General features: G+C 58.9%; 21 protein-coding genes and 1 riboswitch. Of the genes, 16 read left to right on the forward strand and 5 right to left on the reverse strand.

Annotated features, from left to right (window positions below; all coding sequences use genetic code 11):
- Positions 1-134 precede the first annotated feature (134 nt).
- From AFL22_RS23095 to modC, 4 genes are all read left to right on the forward strand, one after another.
- A complete protein-coding gene (locus AFL22_RS23095) occupies positions 135-290 on the forward strand; it encodes an AcrZ family multidrug efflux pump-associated protein (RefSeq protein WP_010260183.1) in 156 nt (51 codons plus the stop codon).
- Positions 291-434: 144 nt separating this feature from the next.
- Positions 435-1208 (forward strand): molybdate ABC transporter substrate-binding protein, encoded by a 774-nt coding sequence (modA, locus tag AFL22_RS03670; RefSeq protein WP_033771171.1) that lies wholly within the window; start codon positions 435-437, stop codon positions 1206-1208.
- Positions 1205-1894, forward strand: a complete 690-nt coding sequence (modB, locus tag AFL22_RS03675; protein WP_010260189.1) for a molybdate ABC transporter permease subunit — start codon at positions 1205-1207, stop codon at positions 1892-1894. Before modA ends, modB begins: the two co-directional genes overlap by 4 nt.
- On the forward strand, positions 1894-2952 hold the full coding sequence (gene modC, locus AFL22_RS03680) for a molybdenum ABC transporter ATP-binding protein ModC (RefSeq protein WP_010260194.1): 1059 nt from the start codon (positions 1894-1896) through the stop codon (positions 2950-2952). The genes modB and modC overlap by 1 nt, the downstream gene beginning before the upstream one ends.
- On the opposite strand, the gene AFL22_RS03685 is transcribed toward modC, so the two are convergent.
- Complete coding sequence (locus AFL22_RS03685) at positions 2953-3771, reverse strand: pyridoxal phosphatase (protein WP_010669666.1); 819 nt, start codon at positions 3769-3771, stop codon at positions 2953-2955.
- A gap of 155 nt (positions 3772-3926) precedes the next feature.
- Here AFL22_RS03685 and pgl point away from each other — a divergent pair, with 155 nt between their 5' ends.
- Positions 3927-4928 (forward strand): 6-phosphogluconolactonase, encoded by a 1002-nt coding sequence (pgl, locus tag AFL22_RS03690; protein ID WP_010669667.1) that lies wholly within the window; start codon positions 3927-3929, stop codon positions 4926-4928.
- Positions 4929-4973: 45 nt separating this feature from the next.
- Here the strand turns inward: pgl and AFL22_RS03695 are convergent, their stop codons facing one another.
- Together AFL22_RS03695 and bioA are read right to left on the reverse strand one after the other, a co-directional pair.
- The gene (locus AFL22_RS03695) at positions 4974-5450 is read right to left on the reverse strand and encodes a kinase inhibitor (RefSeq protein ID WP_013357177.1); all 477 of its coding nucleotides are present in this window, start codon (positions 5448-5450) and stop codon (positions 4974-4976) included.
- Between the two features lie 75 nt (positions 5451-5525).
- Entirely contained in the window at positions 5526-6830 is a 1305-nt protein-coding gene (gene bioA / locus AFL22_RS03700; RefSeq protein WP_052270816.1) for an adenosylmethionine--8-amino-7-oxononanoate transaminase, read from the reverse strand.
- Positions 6831-6915: 85 nt separating this feature from the next.
- On the opposite strand from bioA, the gene bioB reads away from it, so the two are divergent.
- From bioB to bioD, 4 genes are read left to right on the forward strand one after another with little or no spacing between them, the layout of a single operon-like run.
- Positions 6916-7947: a biotin synthase BioB gene (bioB, locus tag AFL22_RS03705; RefSeq protein ID WP_031593833.1), complete on the forward strand. Its 1032-nt coding sequence runs from the start codon at positions 6916-6918 to the stop codon at positions 7945-7947.
- Entirely contained in the window at positions 7947-9098 is a 1152-nt protein-coding gene (bioF, locus tag AFL22_RS03710) for an 8-amino-7-oxononanoate synthase (RefSeq protein WP_010669671.1), read from the forward strand. The genes bioB and bioF overlap by 1 nt, the downstream gene beginning before the upstream one ends.
- Positions 9082-9837: a malonyl-ACP O-methyltransferase BioC gene (gene bioC / locus AFL22_RS03715; RefSeq protein ID WP_052270817.1), complete on the forward strand. Its 756-nt coding sequence runs from the start codon at positions 9082-9084 to the stop codon at positions 9835-9837. Before bioF ends, bioC begins: the two co-directional genes overlap by 17 nt.
- A complete protein-coding gene (bioD, locus tag AFL22_RS03720; protein WP_052270818.1) occupies positions 9834-10505 on the forward strand; it encodes a dethiobiotin synthase in 672 nt (223 codons plus the stop codon). The genes bioC and bioD overlap by 4 nt, the downstream gene beginning before the upstream one ends.
- 146 nt (positions 10506-10651) lie before the next feature.
- Here the strand turns inward: bioD and AFL22_RS03725 are convergent, their stop codons facing one another.
- Positions 10652-11374, reverse strand: coding sequence for an ATP-binding cassette domain-containing protein (locus AFL22_RS03725; protein WP_052270819.1), 723 nt, complete (start codon positions 11372-11374; stop codon positions 10652-10654).
- Positions 11375-11557: 183 nt separating this feature from the next.
- On the opposite strand from AFL22_RS03725, the gene AFL22_RS03730 reads away from it, so the two are divergent.
- Positions 11558-11836 carry a hypothetical protein gene (locus AFL22_RS03730; RefSeq protein ID WP_052270820.1) on the forward strand — a complete coding sequence of 93 codons (279 nt, stop codon included), beginning with the start codon at positions 11558-11560 and terminating at the stop codon, positions 11834-11836.
- A gap of 431 nt (positions 11837-12267) precedes the next feature.
- Positions 12268-14289, forward strand: a complete 2022-nt coding sequence (gene uvrB, locus AFL22_RS03740) for an excinuclease ABC subunit UvrB (RefSeq protein ID WP_010260230.1) — start codon at positions 12268-12270, stop codon at positions 14287-14289.
- On the opposite strand, the gene yvcK is transcribed toward uvrB, so the two are convergent.
- Entirely contained in the window at positions 14273-15196 is a 924-nt protein-coding gene (gene yvcK, locus AFL22_RS03745; RefSeq protein ID WP_010260233.1) for a uridine diphosphate-N-acetylglucosamine-binding protein YvcK, read from the reverse strand. The genes uvrB and yvcK overlap by 17 nt on opposite strands.
- 204 nt (positions 15197-15400) lie before the next feature.
- Positions 15401-15534, forward strand: a riboswitch (molybdenum cofactor riboswitch).
- On the opposite strand from yvcK, the gene moaA reads away from it, so the two are divergent.
- The 5 genes from moaA to moaE all read left to right on the forward strand — a co-directional run bounded on the left by moaA (position 15524) and on the right by moaE (position 18220).
- Positions 15524-16510: a GTP 3',8-cyclase MoaA gene (gene moaA / locus AFL22_RS03750; RefSeq protein ID WP_022626014.1), complete on the forward strand. Its 987-nt coding sequence runs from the start codon at positions 15524-15526 to the stop codon at positions 16508-16510. Its footprint overlaps the riboswitch before it by 11 nt.
- A 14-nt stretch (positions 16511-16524) precedes the next feature.
- Positions 16525-17040: a molybdenum cofactor biosynthesis protein B gene (gene moaB / locus AFL22_RS03755; RefSeq protein WP_052270821.1), complete on the forward strand. Its 516-nt coding sequence runs from the start codon at positions 16525-16527 to the stop codon at positions 17038-17040.
- Between the two features lie 2 nt (positions 17041-17042).
- Entirely contained in the window at positions 17043-17528 is a 486-nt protein-coding gene (gene moaC, locus AFL22_RS03760) for a cyclic pyranopterin monophosphate synthase MoaC (protein WP_052270822.1), read from the forward strand.
- Positions 17521-17766 (forward strand): molybdopterin synthase sulfur carrier subunit, encoded by a 246-nt coding sequence (gene moaD / locus AFL22_RS03765; protein ID WP_022626012.1) that lies wholly within the window; start codon positions 17521-17523, stop codon positions 17764-17766. Before moaC ends, moaD begins: the two co-directional genes overlap by 8 nt.
- A gap of 1 nt (position 17767) precedes the next feature.
- Positions 17768-18220: a molybdopterin synthase catalytic subunit MoaE gene (moaE, locus tag AFL22_RS03770; protein WP_010260246.1), complete on the forward strand. Its 453-nt coding sequence runs from the start codon at positions 17768-17770 to the stop codon at positions 18218-18220.
- Positions 18221-18289 lie beyond the last annotated feature (69 nt).

Consider the following 18289-nt stretch of genomic DNA (forward strand, 5'->3'; position numbering starts at 1 on the left):
CAGCTCCGGCAAAGGGTTAAGGCGAAGGCCGATGATAGCGGCGTTTTGTGACCAAAGTAAAAGCACGAAAAGGGCTGCGCAAAATTTTGCTGACCCGTTACAATCTCTTTTTTGTTAGCAGAGTGAGACTCTCCATGCTGGAATTACTTAAAAGCCTCGCCGTTGCCATACTGATGGTGCCTGTCGTGATGGCGCTGATGCTGGGCATGATTTATGGCCTGGGTGAAGTGTTTAACGTCATCTCTAAAATTGGTCATCGCGAAAAATCCTCAGCCCGTTCGCACAATTAATTGCTGCTACGCCCGCCATCTGCGCGGGCGTGGTCGTTTTTATCTCTCCTGATTTAACCTTTTGTTCCCCCTGCCGATAATTTACTGAACCTCACTGACATTGCGCTATATTATCCGCTACACAACGAATAGCCGGAGAAAATCATGTCATTTAAACACTATCGCTGGGGCGTCGCGGCCCTGATCACCGTTTCGCTGGCCGGGCAGGCTGTGGCCGCCGACAGCATCACTGTGTTTGCCGCGGCTTCACTGACCAACGCGATGCAGGATATTGCCAGCCGTTACAAGCAGGAAAAGGGGGTGACGGTGGTCTCTTCGTTTGCCTCCTCTTCAACGCTGGCGCGCCAGATTGAGCAGGGTGCTCCTGCCGATCTCTTTATCTCTGCCGATCAGCAGTGGATGGATGATGCGGTGGCGAAAAAAAGTGTGATTACCAGTAGCCGCTATACCCTGCTGGGCAACGATCTGGTATTGATTGCGCCACGCAGTGCTGACGCGAAAGCGGTGACGCTGGACCCGCAGACTGACTGGAAAACCTTGCTGCACGGTGAGCGTCTGGCAGTCGGCGATCCGGACCACGTTCCTGCGGGCATCTACGCCAAAGAGGCGCTGCAAAAGCTGGGTGCCTGGGAAGGCGTTGCGCCTTCGTTAGCGCCAGCCAATAATGTGCGGGCAGCGCTGGCGCTGGTCGAGCGTAATGAAACGCCCTATGGCATTGTCTACGGGTCTGACGCGGTCGCCAGCGATAAAGTGCAGGTCGTCGGGCATTTTCCGGCAACCAGCCATAAACCCGTAGAATATCCGATGGCGATCGTGAACGATCACGACAACGCTGCCGTTAAAGCGTTTTATGATTATCTGAAAGGGCCTCAGGCCGCGGCTATCTTTAAACATTACGGATTCACACCGACGAAATGATACTCAGCGATCCCGAATGGCAGGCGGTACTGCTTAGCCTTAAAGTCTCTGGCATAGCCGTGATAGGCAGTCTGCCGTTTGGCATCCTGATGGCCTGGATTCTGGTGCGCTGCCGTTTTCCTGGTAAAGCGCTGCTCGACAGCCTGATCCACCTGCCGCTGGTGCTGCCACCAGTGGTGGTGGGTTATCTGCTGCTGATTAGCCTTGGGCGGCGCGGCATCATAGGCGAAAAGCTTTATGACTGGTTCGGCTTCAGCTTTGCTTTTAGCTGGCGCGGTGCCGCACTGGCCTCTGCCGTGATCGCCTTTCCGTTGATGGTGCGCGCCATCCGGCTGGCGCTGGAGGCGGTGGATAGCCGGCTGGAGCAGGCGGCGCGCACGCTGGGCGCCGGACGCTGGCGGGTCTTTTTCACCATTACGCTCCCGCTGACGTTGCCAGGCGTGATCGTCGGTACGGTGCTGGCGTTTGCCCGATCGCTGGGCGAGTTCGGCGCCACCATCACCTTTGTTTCTAATATTCCCGGCGAGACGCGCACGCTGCCGCTGGCGATGTTTACCCTGATAGAGACACCGGGCGCGGAAGGGGCGGCGGCACGGCTCTGCGTCATCGCTATCGTACTGGCGCTGGCGTCACTGCTGGCGTCGGAATGGCTGGCACGTGCAGGCCGTAAGCGGATGGGAAACTGATGCTATCACTCAACGTTATGCAGCAGCAGGGCGATCACGTGCTGGAGGTCGACCTGCAGATCCCGGCCAAAGGGATCACTGCTATTTTCGGCGTGTCAGGCGCCGGAAAAACCTCCCTGATCAACGCAATCAGCGGGCTGACCCAGCCGCAGCGGGGACGGATCCAGCTGCACGATCGCCTGCTGTTTGATGCAGAGCAGAAGATTGCGCTGCCGCCGGAAAAACGGCGTATCGGTTATGTGTTCCAGGATGCGCGGCTGTTCCCGCACTATCGGGTCCGTGGCAACCTGCAATATGGTATGGCACCTAAGATGAAAGCGCAGTTCGACAGTCTGGTCTCTCTGCTGGGTCTGGAGGCGCTGCTGCCGCGCTTTCCGCTGTCGCTGTCGGGCGGGGAAAAGCAGCGGGTCGCGATTGGCCGTGCGCTGCTGACCGCACCGGATATGCTGCTGCTGGATGAGCCGCTGGCGTCACTGGATCTGCCACGCAAACGTGAACTGATGCCCTATCTGCAAAAGCTGGCGAAGCAGGTTGATATTCCGATGCTCTACGTTTCGCACAGCCTGGAGGAGATCCTGCAGCTGGCTGATAACGTGCTGGTGCTGGATGCGGGCAAGGTCAAAGCTTTTGGTCCGCTGGAGCGGGTCTGGAGCAGCAGCGCGATGCGGCCCTGGCTGCCGGTGAGTGAACTGACCAGCGTGCTGCGGGTGCAGGTGCTGGAACAGCATCCCGACTATCCGATGACCGCGCTGTCGCTGGGCGATCAGCACATCTGGGTCAGCCGGGTGAATCAGCCGGTTAAAACCCCGCTGCGTATTCGCATTGCCTCGGCCGATGTCTCGCTGGCGTTGCAACCGCCGCAACACAGCTCGATCCGCAACATTTTACCGGCACAGGTGGTGGAATTGCTGGAGGTCGGGGACCAGGTTGAGGTGAAGCTGCGCATCGGCATCAGCGAACTCTGGGCGCGCATCACGCCGTGGGCGCGGGATGAGCTGGGCATCCGGCCGGATCAGTGGCTTTATGCCCAGATCAAAAGCGTCTCGGTGACGCCCTGATTACAACACGTACTGATAGAGGGTATCGGCAATACCGGTTTCAAGGTTGGTGCCGATCACCATTTTCGCCCGCGCTTTGATCGCCTCATCGGCATTACCCATCGCCACGCCCAGTCCGGCCGTTTCCAGCATGCTGAGATCGTTATAGTTATCACCGAACGCGATCACATCGGACATACTTAGCCCCAGTGATTCAACCCACTGCGCCAGTCGTTTGCCTTTGCTGTTGCCGCCTTTGGCGATATCAACCTGATCGTGCCACGACCATTCGCAGGCCAGCCCCAGTTCCGCTTCCACTCTGGTGGCGAACTGCTGCAGTTCCGGAATGTTGTTGTGCGACAGGGCAAACTTCCAGATCGAACCGGCGTCGCGTGCCGCCTGGGCCAGGTCGGGCACCTGGCGGAACAGTGGACGCTGGTGGGCAGGCAGCGATTCGGCCCACTTCAGGGTGCGCATCACGTGGCCGGTCGGGGTCTGATAGAGCATCGCATCATCCACATAGAGCAACCCGTGAATCTGCTGCTGATTCAGCATCTCAATTACCTGCAACGCCAGTTGCGGGTCGAGGGGATCGGACGCCAGCACCTTTTTCGCCTGGTAATCATACAAATAGGTGCCATTACAGCAGATTGCGGGTGTATCCAGCTGTAACGCCTGATAAAAAGGGTGGATAGCGCAGTGATGGCGTCCGGTCACGATAGCGACATGAACGCCCGCCTGGCGTGCCTGATTTAGCGCTTCGATTGACTGCGGCAGAATCGTTTTGGCTGGGGTCAGCAGCGTGCCGTCGAGGTCGAGGGCAATTACACGGTAGCTCATTAATCCTCTCGTTTTTCCTGGTTTGCAGGGGCTGAAGTCTACACCTCACCACGGTCCGGAGACAAAAAACAGGGCACAAATGATCCCAGCGCAGGGCAATAAAACAGGCTACAGTGATTCACAGATCATGATCAGGCAGCAAAAAAGGAGAATGCATGAAACAAGTTGTCTACACCGCCAGTCCCGAGAGCCAGCAGATCCACGTCTGGCAGATGAATGATGAGGGCGGGCTGACGTTGCTTCAGGTGACCGATGTCGCCGGCCAGGTTCAGCCGATGGTGGTGAGTCCGAACCGCGATTTTCTCTATGTCGGTGTGCGTCCCAATTTCCGCGTGCTGGCGTTTCGCATTGCCGCCGATGGCACGCTGACCGAAGCGGGTCAGGCGCCGTTGCCCGGCAGTCCGACTCACATTTCCACCGATCGCCAGGGCAGGTTCCTGTTCTGCGGCTCCTACAATGATGCCTGCGTCAGCGTCAGCCCGATTGGCGATGACGGCATTCCGCAGGCCCCGCTGCAGGTGATCAGCGGACTGGATGGCTGTCACTCGGCCAACATCGATAATGACAACAAGACGCTCTACGTGCCGGCTCTGAAGCAGGACCGTATCTGTCTGTTTACGCTGGGCGAAGATGGTCAGCTGACGCCGCGTAAACAGACGCAGGTCACGACGGTAGAAGGCGCTGGCCCACGTCATATGCAGTTCCATCCGGGCGGTCAGTATGCTTACTGCGTGAATGAGCTCGACAGCACGGTTGAGGTGTGGGCATTAAATACGGGCGAAGGCGAAGCAGAAAGCGTTCAGACGCTGGATATGATGCCGCCTGATTTCAGCGGTACGCGCTGGGCAGCCGATATTCATCTGACGCCGGATGGCCGTTTCCTCTATGCCTGCGATCGCACCAGCAGCACGCTGGCAGTCTTCAGCGTCAGCGACCTGGGCGATGAGCTGACCCTGGAAGGGTTCCAGCCGACGGAAACGCAGCCGCGCGGATTTAATATCGATCACAGCGGACGCTATCTGGTGGCGGCGGGACAGAAATCTCATCACATCGAAGTTTATGCGATTACCGAACCGAAAGGGCTGTTAAAGCCGCTGGGACGTTATGCGGTGGGGCAGGGCCCGATGTGGGTTGTGATTCATCAGTTACAGGCGTAACCCGCTACGAAAAACGCCTCTCCTGTCAGGGAGAGGCGTGCTGAATTACTGATAATTCACGGTCAGCGAGGCGCTCGCCAGTGCGTGGAAATGCACATTAAAGCCGACCATTGCGCCACTGGCGCCTTCATCTACTTCAATCGTCTCAACATCCAGCGCATGCACGGTGAAAATGTAGCGATGGGTTTCGCCCTGTGGCGGCGCCGCGCCACCGTAGCCCGCCTGACCGAAATCGGTACGGGTCTGGATTGCGCCTGCTGGCAGTGACGCTTTGCCGGAACCGGCACCCTGCGGCAGTGACGTCGTGCTGGCCGGAATATTCGCCACCACCCAGTGCCACCAGCCGGAACCGGTCGGGGCATCAGGATCGTAGCAGGTCACCACAAAGCTTTTTGTACCCTCTGGTGCCGCTTCCCAGGCAAGATGGGGAGAGATGTTCTCGCCCTGATAACCCATGCCGTTGAAAACATGCTTTTCAGGCATTTTCTCGCCGTCATTAAAATCCTGACTAAAAACGCGCATCACATCTCCTTAATTGTCGATGAATAGCCTGTCATCATAACCAAAAGTGCCGTCAGTGCCAGCGGTCAGCCCGCTTCAGGCGGCAAAATGTTGAGGATGCTCCAGCGCGACGCCAATCGCCTGCACCAGCCTGCTCAGCGCCTGCGGCGTGATGATGTAGGGTGGCATCAGGTAGATCAGCCGGCCAAAAGGCCGGATCCAGACGCCCTGTTCAACAAAGAACTGCTGCAGCGCCGCCATATTAACCGCCTGATGGGTTTCCACTACGCCAATCGCGCCCAGCACGCGCACATCGGCCACCTGCGGTGAACTGCGCAGCGGCAGCAGCTCAGCCCGTAACTGCTGTTCGATTGCCGCCACCTGGCGCTGCCAGTGACCTTCCGCCAGCATGGTCAGGCTCTCTGCCGCGACCGCGCAGGCCAGCGGATTGCCCATAAAGGTCGGGCCATGCATAAAGCAGCCCGCCGCGCTGCGGCTGATGGTGTCCGCGACCTCGCGGGTAGTCAGGGTCGCCGCCAGCGTCATCATGCCGCCGGTCAGCGCTTTGCCGACGCAGAGAATATCCGGGGTAATGCCCGCATGCTCGCAGGCAAAAAGTTTGCCGGTACGGCCAAAGCCGGTGGCGATCTCATCCGCAATCAACAGCAAGCCATAGCGATCACAGGCTTCCCGTACCTGCTGCAGATAACGCGGATGGTAGAAACGCATGCCGCCCGCACCCTGCACAATCGGCTCCAGAATCACCGCTGCCAGTTGCCGGTGATGCTGTTCTATCAGCCTGGCGAAATCATCGAAATCAGGCTGGTGCCATTCATCATCAAAGCCGCAGGCCGGGGCCGCCGCAAAGTGATGCTCGGGCAGATAGCCGCGCCACAGGCTGTGCATTGAGTTCTTGGGGTCGCACACCGACATCGCTGCAAAGGTATCGCCGTGATAGCCGCGTTTCAGCGTCAGGAACTGCTGGCGCGTCTGGCCACGCCCCAGCCAGTACTGCAGCGCCATCTTCATCGACACTTCCACCGCCACCGAGCCTGAATCGGCCAGGAAGACGCACTCCAGCGCCTCAGGCTTCATCGCCACCAACTGACGGCAGAGCGCCACCGCCGCCGGATGGGTAATGCCGCCAAACATCACGTGCGACATCTGGGTGACCTGCTCTGTCAGTGCCCGGTTCAGGCGCGGATGGTTGTAACCGTGGATCGCCGCCCACCACGAGGACATCCCATCCACCAGCTCACGGCCATCGGCCAGCTGCAGCTGAAAACCCTGTGCGGCGACCACCGGGTAGCAGGGCAGCGGATCCTGCATCGAGGTGTAGGGATGCCAGATATGCTGGCGGTCAAAGCGGGCATCGTCTGAGGAGAAAACGGGGATAGTCATCGGAGTTGTAAACCAAAATAAAAAAATATAGTTTACAAGTATAACCCTGCTTTTCGTCGGGATGACACCCTTTTTGGAGTAAGTAATGGCTCAACGCTGGACAATTGCACAGGCGCAAGCGCTGTTTGATCAACCTTTTCTTGAACTGATGTTTAACGCGCAGCAGGTGCATCGGCAGCACTTCGATCCGCGCCAGGTGCAGGTCAGTACCCTGCTGTCGATCAAAACCGGCGCCTGTCCGGAAGATTGTAAATACTGCCCGCAGAGTGCGCGCTACAAGACCGGCCTGGAGTCGGAGCGGCTGATGGAAGTGGAAGAGGTGCTGACCTCAGCGCGTCAGGCCAAAGCCGCCGGTTCAACCCGTTTCTGCATGGGTGCCGCGTGGAAAAATCCGCACGAGCGCGATATGCCCTATCTGGAGAAGATGGTTGAAGGCGTGAAGGCGATGGGAATGGAAACCTGCATGACGCTGGGCACGCTCAGCGACGACCAGGCGCAGCGACTGGCGGGCGCGGGTCTCGATTTCTACAACCATAACCTCGACACCTCACCGGAATTCTACGGCTCCATCATCACGACCCGCAGCTATCAGGAACGTCTGGATACGCTGGGCAAAGTGCGCGACGCCGGCATTAAAGTCTGTTCGGGTGGCATTGTCGGCCTGGGCGAAACCGTTAACGACCGCGCCGGTCTGCTGGTGCAGTTAGCCAACCTGCCAACGCCGCCGGAGAGCGTACCGATCAACATGCTGGTGAAGGTTAAAGGCACGCCGCTGGCGGATAACGATGATGTAGAACCGTTCGATTTTATCCGCACCATCGCGGTGGCGCGCATCATGATGCCGACCTCGCATGTGCGCCTCTCTGCGGGCCGTGAGCAGATGAGTGAGCAGACCCAGGCGATGTGCTTTATGGCCGGGGCGAACTCGATTTTCTACGGCTGCAAACTGCTGACCACGCCGAATCCGGAAGAGGATAAAGACCGCGTGCTGTTCCGCAAACTGGGCCTTAACCCGGAGCATACTCACACTCAGCACGGCGATCAGCAGCAGGAGCAGCAACTCAGCGAGCAGCTATTCCATGCCGACACTGAACAGTTCTACAACGCGGCGCTGTAATGGGCTGGCAGCAACGTATCCGTCAGGCGCTGACGCAGCGCCGGGCGGCCGATGGCTGGCGGCAGCGACGAGTGATCGATCAGCAATCCACCCGCACACTGCACAGCGGCGGCCGCAGCTATCTCCACTTCTCCAGCAATGATTATCTCGGCTTAACCCAGCATCCGGCGGTGATTGCGGGCTGGCAACAGGGCGCGGCGCAGGCGGGCGCAGGTGCCGGTGCTTCAGGGCATGTCACGGGTTATCACCGTCAGCACGCCGATCTTGAGGCGCAGCTGGCCGACTGGCTCGGCTACGACCGTGCGCTGCTGTTTATCTCTGGCTTTGCGGCCAATCAGGCGGTCATTCATCTGCTGGGCGAGAAAAACGATCGCATCCTGGCCGATAAACTCAGCCACGCCTCGCTGCTCGACGCCGCCAGCCATAGTCCGGCACAGCTGCGACGTTTCCATCACAACGCGCCGGAGAGCCTGGCAGCCCGGCTCGCCTCTCCCTGCGAGGGCGAAACGCTGGTGGTGACGGAAGGTATTTTCAGCATGGATGGCGACAGTGCGCCGCTGGCCGCCCTGGCGCAACAGACGCGACAGGCAGAGGGCTGGCTGCTGGTGGATGATGCACACGGCATTGGCGTGGTGGGTGAGCAGGGGCGCGGCAGCTGCTGGCAGCAGGGCGTTAAACCGGAACTGCTGGTGGTCACCTTTGGCAAAGCCTTTGGCGTCAGCGGTGCCGCGCTGCTGTGCGACGCAGCCACCGCCGACTATTTCCTGCAGTTCAGCCGACATCTGATCTACTCCACCGCGATGCCCGCGGCGCAGGCGAGCGCGCTGCAGGCGTCGCTGCGTGAAGTTCAGCAGGGCGATGCCCTGCGGCAGCAACTGCAACAGAACATCGGGCATTTCCGTCGCGGTGCTGTCTCGCTGCCGTGGCAACTGATGGACTCCGGCAGCGCGATTCAGCCGCTGCTGGTGGGCGAAAATGGTGATGCGATGGCGCTCTCCCAGCGGCTGGCTGAGGCGGGCTGCTGGGTCAGCGCAATCCGGCCACCGACCGTGCCGCCGGGGACGGCCCGGCTGCGCATCACCCTGACCGCGGCTCATCATCCTGAGGATATTGACCGGTTACTGGAGGCGCTGCATGACGCTGCGGGTTGACAAGCAGGCGGTGGCACGCGCCTTTGGCCGGGCGGCCAGCCATTACGATTCCCATGCGGCGCTGCAACGCCTCAGCGGCGATGCCCTGCTGGCACTGGCACCCGCACAGAGTGGTCTGCAACTGCTGGATGCCGGTTGCGGCACCGGCTGGTACAGCAGGCTGTGGCGCGAACGTGGCAAACAGGTAACGGCTCTGGATCTCTCTCCGCAGATGCTGCAACAGGCGCGGGACAATGACGCGGCGCAGCACTATCTGGCCGGTGATATCGACGCGCTGCCGCTGGCGGATAACACGATTGATCTGGTGTGGAGCAACCTGGCGGTGCAGTGGAGCGAGGATCTGCCCGGCGCGCTGAGCCAGTTCCGGCGGGTGCTGCGGCCCGATGGCACGCTGCTGTTTTCCACTCTGGGCGACGGTTCGCTGCAGGAGGTTCATGAAGCCTGGTCCCATCTGGATGCGCTGCCTCACGCCAACCGCTTTCTCAGCGAGCCGCAGATTGCGGCGGCCTGCCACGCAGAGCAGCTGCGCTGTATCTCAGAGGTGGTGACCCTGCATTTTCCCGATGCGCTCAGCGCTATGCGCTCCCTGAAGGGGATTGGCGCGACCCATCTGCATCAGGGGCGTGACGGGCAGGTATTAACCCGACAACGGCTCAACCAGTTAGAGGCGCACTGGCCGCGAGATCGGCACGGCTATCGCCTGAGTTACCATTTAATCTATGGAGTAAGTGCATCATGAAACGCCTGTTTATCACTGGCACCGACACCGAGGTCGGTAAAACCGTGGCCAGCGGCGGGCTGCTGCAGGCGGCAGCCGCAGCGGGCTATCGCTGTGCGGGCTATAAGCCGGTTGCTTCAGGCTGTGAGATGACGCCAGAGGGCATCCGTAACAGCGATGCGCTGGCGCTGCAGCGCTACAGCAGCGTGCCGTTAACCTATCAGCAGGTCAATCCGCTGGCGTTTCTTGAGCCGACATCGCCGCATATCGTCAGCGCCGAAGAGGGCAGGCCGATTACCCATCAGGCGCTGTCGGCGGGTCTGGCGGCGCTGCAACCGCTGGCAGACTGGATTCTGGTAGAGGGCGCGGGCGGCTGGTATACCCCGTTGTCGGAGACGCACACTTATGCGGACTGGGTGGTCAGTGAAAAGCTGCCCGTGATTCTGGTGGTAGGGATTAAGCTCGGCTGCATCAATCACGCCATGCTCACCGCTGACGCGGTGCGGGCAAGCGGCCTGCCGCTAGTGGGCTGGATCGCCAACACCGTCGAACCGCCGGGTAAACGCTATCAGGAGTATCTCACCAGCCTGAAAAATAGGTTACCTGCGCCCTGTCTGGGCACCATCCCGTTTCTCACCGATGGGGCGCAGCAGGCGTCCTGTGGTCAATACCTGACGCTGCCCGAGTAACCGCCTGGCCTGGCTATTTTATTTGTCGTGCTGAATCCGGGCAGTGCTCTCCATCCTTGCGCGATGTGTACACGCTCCGGTGGTTCCGCGCGCTCCGTCTCCAGCCTGCCTGCAACACTTACGCCCGGTGGGGCAGGCGCTGAGTGTCAGGCCACCGTCAGCCATTTATCGACGGTGTGGTCATCAAGCTGTTCCATGCTGCCCTGCGCCACATTGCGGCCGCGGTGCAGCAGCAGGAAATAGTCCGCCACGCGACGGATCAGCGACAGGCGCTGCTCCAGCAGCAGGATGGTCAGCCCGTAGTCGAGGTTAAGCCGACGGATCAGATTGCCCATCTCCTCTTCCAGCCACGGCGACATTCCGTCGGTCGGCTCATCCAGAATCAGCAGTTTGGGCTGCAACACCAGCGCGCGCGCCAGGGCCAGCTGTTGCTGCTGATCGATCGGCAGATCGCCGCTGCGCTGCTGGCGCAGAGAGTAGAGCGCCGGGAAGAGGTCGAACACCATTTCGGGAATGGCGCGATGCCGATCGCGCTGGCTGGCACCCGCCAGCAGGGCAATCAGCAGATTATCTTCCACGCTCATCTGGGTAAAAATATGGCGGTCCTGCGGCACATAGCCAATCCCCATCTGCGCCCGCTGTTCAGCCGGTTGCAGCAGCAGATCTTCTGGCGGCGAGCCATCCTCTTTCCAGGAGATAGAGCCGCTGTTAATCGGCAATCTGCCCATGATGCAGTTCACCAGCGTGGTTTTACCCATGCCAGGACGGCCCAGAATGCCGGTGCAGGTGCCAGGCGACAGATCCAGGTCCACATCCCACAGAATATGGTTTTGACCGTAAAATTGATTTACCGAACGTAAACTCAGCATCTGACACTCTCCTTCCCGATCATTAGCCTGATTGCTTCCGCGCTCTGTCGTCTGGCAAACAAGTCATCAGCAACGGCAGCCTCGCCATTGCAGCACAGTGCGCATTCAGCGCGTTAACGCTACTGACTCCTGCAATTCCCAGGCCAGATCTAAAAACGGCCCTGTTTCCTGCCGGAGCGCCTCGTGTCAGGGAAGAAAGGTGAGAAAAACTTATCAATTCCCCACGGTGATCACGCGCCTGCACTTTTGCAGTGCCTCGGGGCGCTGTTTCTGGTGCAGACGAACTGTAACGTGGCAGCAAGTCCGATTAAGAATCTTAGTATGAGGCGTGAAAATTTGCGTGCGGCACCCAGTGACAGATTAAAATTGCAGAATAATCCGGCAGCAAGCGACGCGAAATTTAACGCAAAAAAAATTATTTTCACGGTGGTGAGAAGGCAGGGAAAAATTATACACAGCTGATGGCGTCGGGGCTGCCATCACTTATCCACCATTCCTGTGGATAACCTTGTGCATTAGGTAATGAAAACCAGTTGGAAGCGAGGAAATACGCGGCCTGGTAACATAATGACGAGAATCTGGCCTCATAGCCTTATGTCAGTAAAATCAGTTGTTTATCAAAAAACAAGCCTGAGAATTATCTGTCAGGTAACCGTACTGTAATTTTGTGACACTCTATTGACAAATGTTAAATCAGATCCCTTCCTGGGGATAACATTGCGCAACAAGCTGAGCGATAACGCTGCCAGCCTGCAGGGACATCAGGTGCCATCCTGCTGGCGTTAACATTGCACCAATACTGTTTTTATATCCAGTATTATTTTCTGGCAAAATCACCATAGCAGAGTAAAATAAGTGCCTGCCCGCCGACTTCTCCAGCAGGAACTGCATTCATGAGCAAAGCCTTTAAATTGAACTCCGCCTTTAAACCTTCGGGCGACCAGCCTGAGGCGATACGTCGCCTGGAAGAGGGGCTGGAGGATGGACTGGCCCATCAGACCTTATTAGGCGTAACCGGCTCCGGTAAAACGTTTACCGTCGCCAACGTGATTGCCGACCTCAACCGTCCGACCATGGTGCTGGCGCCCAACAAGACGCTGGCCGCCCAGCTCTATGGCGAGATGAAAGAGTTTTTCCCGGATAACGCCGTCGAGTTTTTCGTCTCTTACTACGACTATTACCAGCCAGAAGCCTATGTGCCGAGCTCCGATACCTTCATCGAAAAGGATGCGTCGGTGAACGAACATATCGAACAGATGCGTCTGTCGGCCACCAAGGCGCTGCTGGAACGGCGCGATGTCATTGTGGTGGCGTCGGTTTCGGCTATCTACGGTCTGGGCGATCCCGATCTCTATCTGAAAATGATGCTGCACCTGACCCGCGGCATGATTATCGATCAGCGCAGTATTCTGCGCCGTCTGTCAGAGCTGCAGTACACCCGCAACGACCAGGCGTTCCAGCGCGGTACCTTCCGGGTGCGCGGCGAAGTGATCGATATATTCCCGGCGGAGTCGGACGACATTGCGCTACGCGTCGAGCTGTTTGACGAAGAGGTTGAGCGTCTGTCGCTGTTTGACCCGCTGACCGGCCAGATCGATTCGGTCGTGCCGCGCTTTACCATCTACCCCAAGACGCACTACGTCACGCCGCGTGAGCGTATTCTGCAGGCGATGGAAGATATCAAAGTCGAGCTGGCGGACCGCCGCCGGGTGCTGCTGGAGAACAATAAGCTGCTGGAAGAGCAGCGCATTACTCAGCGTACCCAGTTTGACCTGGAGATGATGAGCGAGCTGGGCTACTGCTCCGGCATCGAGAACTACTCACGCTACCTCTCCGCACGCGGACCGGGCGAAGCGCCGCCGACGCTGTTTGACTATCTGCCCGCCGACGGCCTGCTGGTGGTGGATGAGTCGCACGTGACCATTCCGCAGATTGGCGGCATGTACAAAGGCGACCGGGCGCGTAAAGAGACGCTGGTGGAGTATGGCTTCCGCCTGCCGTCGGCGCTGGATAACCGTCCGATGAAGTTTGAAGAGTTTGAGGCACTGGCACCACAGACCATCTATGTTTCGGCGACGCCGGGCAAATATGAGCTGGAAAAGTCGGGCGACGAAGTGATCGATCAGGTGGTGCGTCCTACCGGTCTGCTGGATCCGATCATCGAAGTGCGTCCGGTCGGTACCCAGGTCGACGATCTGCTGTCAGAAATACGTCAGCGCGTGGCGATCAACGAACGTGTACTGGTGACGGTGCTGACCAAACGCATGGCGGAAGATCTCACCGAATATCTGTCTGAGCATGGTGAGAAAGTGCGTTATCTGCACTCCGATATCGACACGGTAGAGCGTATGGAGATTATCCGCGACTTACGTCTGGGCGAGTTTGATGTACTGGTGGGCATCAACTTACTGCGTGAGGGGCTGGATATGCCGGAAGTGTCGCTGGTGGCGATTCTCGATGCGGATAAAGAGGGCTTCCTGCGCTCCGAACGCTCGCTGATTCAGACCATTGGCCGTGCGGCGCGTAACATCAACGGTAAGGCGATTCTCTACGGCGATAAAATCACGCCGTCGATGGCGCGCGCCATTGAAGAGACCGAGCGCCGCCGTGAGAAACAGCAGTTGCACAACGAAGAGAACGGCATCGTGCCGCAGGGCCTGAATAAGAAGATCACCGATATTCTGGAACTGGGCAAAAACGTGGTGAAAACCCGCGGCAAAGCGAAACCCGCCCGCCCTGGCGAAGCCCAGGCGCTGGCCGATTTCCAGCTGTTAACGCCGCAGGCTCTGCAGAAGAAGATCCACGAGCTGGAAGGGCAGATGCAGCAGCATGCGCAGAACCTGGAGTTCGAACAGGCGGCCAACGTGCGCGATCAGCTGCATGAGCTGCGAACGCTGTTTATTGCGGCCTCGTAGCGCCGTTAAAGCCCTGAATGGCGTGTTCCAGCGCCACCCGTAACAGCTGGCGGTCGTGACGATATTGGATATCGGCGGCCTCCAGCGGTTCACGGACAATCAGCCGGTTTTCAATGCCACGGGTGTCCACCGCCGGGCTGACGACCAGCGCATCAATCACCCGCTTGCCGATATAACGCTCCATCATCTGCAGCTTGTCAGCCACTGAGAGACTGGCGGCGGCAGGACTCAGCTCGCGGCCCAGATTGCCGATAAACACCATAGTGGCAGGCGTGCGACGCAAGGCCTGCGCCATCTCTTCCATCAGCAGAATCGGCATCAGACTGGTGTAAAAGCTGCCGGGTCCAATCAGGATCAGATCCGCTTCACCAACCGCCTGCAGCGCTTCCCGCGTTGGCTGAACGTTAGGGTGCAGCATCAGCTCCTGCGGCGGCTGCTTCATCTCGTCAATTGCGGTTTCGCCATAAACCATGTTGCCTTCAACATCCATCGCCACCAGATCCACCGGCTGCTCCGACATCGGGATTAAAAAGGCGTCGACCTTCAGCAGGTTACGGATAATGTTGATCGCTTCCAGCGGACGAACGCTGAGATGATCCAGCGCCCGCAGCATCAGATTACCCAGGTTGTGTCCGGCCAGTTCGCCATTACCGGCAAAACGGTACTCAAACATCGCCGAGGCGACGCTGGGTTCTGCAATCAGCTGGTTAAGGCAGTTACGCATATCGCCCCAGGCGATGCCGCCTTCTGAGCGACGAATACGGCCGGTTGATCCGCCGTTGTCGGTGGTGGTGACGATGCCGGTGAGACGCGAGCCCAGCGGGGAAAGGGCAGACATGACGCGGCCTAAACCGTGTCCGCCTCCCAGTGCCACAACGCGATCAAGATCGGCCAGTGTGCGATTCATACTTCTCCTTAATATCCGTTCGCGTGGCGAGGCTCTAATCGCTAAGCCCGCGCGGATGACTTACGTCAAAATCTGGATCGCATTTTAACGTATCCTGTCGCGAAAATGCGGTGAAAATTCGATATGTATAAGAATATATAGCGAAAACAGCAAATGGAAGAGTGACGAAAATCACGCTACCATCATGCTTACCGCGCTGATCAACGGGTCAGCGTACACTCAAGCCTGAATGCCTACGTCTGCGGATAGGGGGTTCAGGCCGTAGCCATCGAGCTGCCAGGGTGCAGGAAGAAATGACTGCATCTCCCAATCTGGAAAGGTGTTCTGGTGTCACAATTTACTGATGCATACGCGCGTAAGTTCTATTACCTGCGCCTGTCGGTCACGGATGTCTGTAATTTCCGCTGTACCTACTGTCTTCCTGACGGCTACAAGCCGCAGGGAATTCGTAACAAAAGCTTTCTCTCGCTGGATGAAATCCGCCGCGTCACGCGGGCCTTTGCCGCTGCCGGAACAGAAAAAGTGCGGCTGACCGGCGGTGAGCCGTCGCTGCGCCGTGATTTCACCGACATCATTGCGGCGGTGCGCGAAAACGCCTCCATTCGCCAGATCGCGGTAACCACCAATGGCTACCGGCTGGCGCGTGACGTGAAACAGTGGCGTGACGCGGGGTTAACCGCACTCAACGTCAGCGTCGACAGCCTGGATGCCCGTCAGTTTCACGCCATTACCGGTCAGGATAAATTCCATCAGGTCATGAGCGGTATTGATGCTGCCCTCGACGCCGGTTTTCGCCAGGTCAAAGTCAACAGCGTGCTGATGCGCGATCTCAACAGCCGTAATCTGGCCACGTTCCTCGACTGGATCCGTACCCGTCCGATTCAGCTGCGCTTTATCGAGCTGATGGAGACCGGCGACGGCGGCACGCTGTTCCGCGATCAGCACGTTTCCGGCATGGTCATCCGCGATCAGCTGATCGCCCAGGGCTGGCAGCGTCGGGAGAGCGGACGCAGCGACGGCCCGGCGCAGGTCTTTTACCATCCCGATTATGTCGGCGAGATTGGTCTGATCATGCCCTACGCCAAAGATTTCTGTGCCAGCTGCAACCGTCTGCGCGTTTCGGCGCACGGTAATCTGCACCTATGCCTGTTTGGTGACGGCGGTGTGCCGCTGCGCGATCTGCTGGCGTCAGACGACCAGCAGGCCGAACTGCAGGCGCGTATTGCCAGCAGTCTGGGGCAGAAAAAGCAGACGCACTTTCTGCATCAGGGCAACACCGGCATCACACAGAATCTCTCTTACATTGGCGGCTAATTTCAGGAGGCAGTATGGGTAAACCAGCCAGCGAATTTCAGGCAGTGCAGATTGCGGTGATGACAGTGTCAGATCGTCGCGATGCCAGTGACGATACCTCCGGCGACTATCTGCGCGAAGCCGCAGCCGAAGCGGGGCATGAGGTGGTCGATCACGCCATCGTGCCGGATAATCTCTATCGTATTCGCGCCACCGTGTCGCGCTGGATCGCCAGTGAAGATGTTCAGGTCGTGATTATTAATGGCGGAACCGGCTTTAACCTGAAAAACAGCACGCCGGAAGCGCTGCTGCCGCTGTTCGACCGCGAGATTGATGGATTTGGCGAACTGTTCCGGATGATCTCCTATGAAGAGATTGGCGGTTCGACATTGCAGTCGCGCGCGATTGCCGGTCTGGCTAATCAGACACTGATCCTGGCCGTGCCGGGTTCCACCAGCGCCTGCCGCACCGCCTGGGAACGCATTCTCGCTGACCAGCTTGATGCGCGAACCGCGCCCTGTAATTTTGTCTCACATCTCAAGAAACGGTAAGTATGTCTCAACTCACACACATTAACGCCGCGGGCGAAGCGCACATGGTGGATGTCTCCGCCAAGGCGGAAACCGTGCGCGAAGCGCGGGCAGAAGTGCTGGTGCTGATGCAGCCGGAAACGCTGCAGATGATTATTGAAGGCAGCCACCACAAAGGGGATGTCTTTGCCACCGCGCGCATCGCCGGTATTCAGGCGGCGAAACGCACCTGGGAACTGATTCCGCTCTGTCATCCGCTGATGCTGAGCAAAGTGGAAGTGAACCTGGAGGCTGAACCGGACCACAGCCGGGTCCGCATCACCACGCTCTGTCGCCTGACCGGCAAAACCGGCGTGGAGATGGAAGCGCTGACGGCCGCATCGGTTGCCGCGCTCACCATCTACGACATGTGCAAAGCGGTGCAGAAAGATATCGTTATCGATCAGCTGCGGTTAATCAGCAAGAGCGGTGGCAAAAGCGGCGATTTCAAGGCGGTCGCGCATGATTAAGGTGCTGTTTTTCGCCCAGGTACGTGAGCTGACCGGCACCTCATCGCTTGAGGTCGGTGCTGATTATCCGGATGTGGCCGCGCTGCGCAGTGCGCTGGCAGAACGCGATGACCGCTGGGCGCTGGCGCTCGAGTCGGGCAAGCTGCTGGCGGCGGTGAATCAGACGCTGGTGCCGATGAGTCATCCGCTGCACGCCGGTGATGAAGTGGCCTTCTTCCCGCCCGTGACCGGAGGCTAAGATGGAAACGCAGATTCGCGTCGGTCCCGCGCCCTTTGATATGGCGGAAGCGTATCGCTGGCTGGCGGCCTGTGATGAAGATGGTGCGGTAGTGACCTTTACCGGCAAAGTCCGTAACCACAATCTGGGCAACGACGTCGCGGCACTGACGCTGGAGCACTATCCCGGCATGACCGAAAAAGCGCTACAGGAGATTGTTGATGCGGCGCGCGAACGCTGGCCGCTGCAGCGCGTCACGGTGATCCATCGCGTGGGCGAACTGTTTCCCGGCGATGAAATCGTGCTGGTGGGCGTGACCAGTGCCCATCGTGGCAGCGCCTTTTCCGCTGCAGAGTTCATCATGGATTACCTGAAAACCCGCGCGCCGTTCTGGAAGCGCGAAGCGACAGAGCAGGGCGATCGCTGGGTGGATGCCCGCGACAGCGACCACCAGGCGGCTCAGCGCTGGGACTAAGCGGTATTAACGGCTTAGCGGGCAGAAGTGTCTGCGCCCGCTGAGCCGTTAACCGCAGACACGCCGCTG

Origin of the sequence: Pantoea sp. CFSAN033090, assembly GCF_001264395.1 — a bacterium.
Taxonomy (GTDB): Bacteria; Pseudomonadota; Gammaproteobacteria; order Enterobacterales; family Enterobacteriaceae; genus Pantoea; species Pantoea agglomerans.